The sequence below is a fragment of the Gilliamella sp. B2717 genome (genome assembly GCF_026536675.1).
GTDB lineage: Bacteria > Pseudomonadota > Gammaproteobacteria > Enterobacterales > Orbaceae > Gilliamella > Gilliamella apicola_I.
Window position 1 is genome coordinate 1 of the sequence record NZ_JAFNNQ010000060.1, and the last position, 1,314, is coordinate 1,314.

Annotated in this window: 1 pseudogene; it reads right to left on the reverse strand. The window is 44.6% G+C overall.

What is annotated here, in order from left to right:
- Positions 1–1,314, reverse strand: a pseudogene (locus J3U35_RS06565) (SdrD B-like domain-containing protein); the annotation flags it as partial.

Consider the following 1,314-nt stretch of genomic DNA (forward strand, 5'->3'; position numbering starts at 1 on the left):
ACACCAAAATCAACTTTACTTGGTAATCCCGGCGATACTCTCACCACTTTTGGATTACGTCCACTTACTTTGTACTCTTTCGGTAAGCTTCGTGGGTCTAGTTTGATGACGAAGTTTGCACCTCGTTCCCAACGGCCTCCCGATACGCCAACTATATGGTAACGACCATGCGTATCAGTTGTGATGATTTCACCCCGAGCCGTCACTAACTTCACGCCGCCCAGACCTTCTTCACCTTCATCTTGTACGCCATTACCGTTGCGGTCGACAAACACTTTTCCGAAGATTAATGCATTGTCAAATAATGGGTCCGCTGTCACTGTCACTGTCGCCTGCGCAGTATTCGATACCACTCGACCCAGTTTACTCAGTGCCATCGCCGTATTGGTGTACTCGCCCTGAGTCACGCCTGAGCCCACAACCAACATATAGTTAATAACGAGTTCACCATTGCCTTTTAATTCCAACGAATCATAAGTCATCGCTTTTCCACCTTTCGGGTCGGCTATCTTCTTACCATCTAAACGTGAAGAGCCTTTTACATACTTAAACCCTGCCGGTAAGATGTCTTTCACTTTGATATTCGCTGTTTGTACCGTGTTATTGATCACTTTTATGCTGTAAGGAACAATATCTCCTGTCACAACATTATCTTTTAACGCTGTTTTTATAACCGTTATATCCGCATCCGCTGCCCGATAACCCAACATTAAATCGTTAATCGAGGCCGAATAGGTTGTTAACGTGTTATCTTTCAAACCGATCGGTAAGGTTTGGGCTCCACCTACTCCGTTATACACGATCGATGACGGTGGTGAGGACAAGTCGATTAACGGATGCTCAACCACTTTTCCGTCGATGTCTGTGTACTTCTCAAACGATGGAATGCGTTCATAAAGCAGGCTGTCCTGCGTTGAACCCACCACGCCATCATGATAATTTCCAAACAGTAAACGGATATGATGCGTAACAGTACTGCCACTATTGTTACCGATTGCCAGATTACGGAAGCTAAACTGACCATTATTATCCGTCATCGACGTCATTGGCTTGCCATCTTTATCCATCACATGCTTTTTATCACTGTCTAACAGATAAACATTTACACCCGATAACCCCTTATAACTGTCAGCTGAGTTTGAACCTGTCCCTTCACTGTCTTCTACAAGCTTACCTTCAATAATACCACCATGGATATAACCAAAGTCCTGATCGGTTAGGTTACCCGTGATATCAATGATTGCCTGATTGACTGTCTTCGGTAAGGTTAAGTAACCTTTGCTGTCATGGTGCGCATCATCCGGGTCAAAGCTT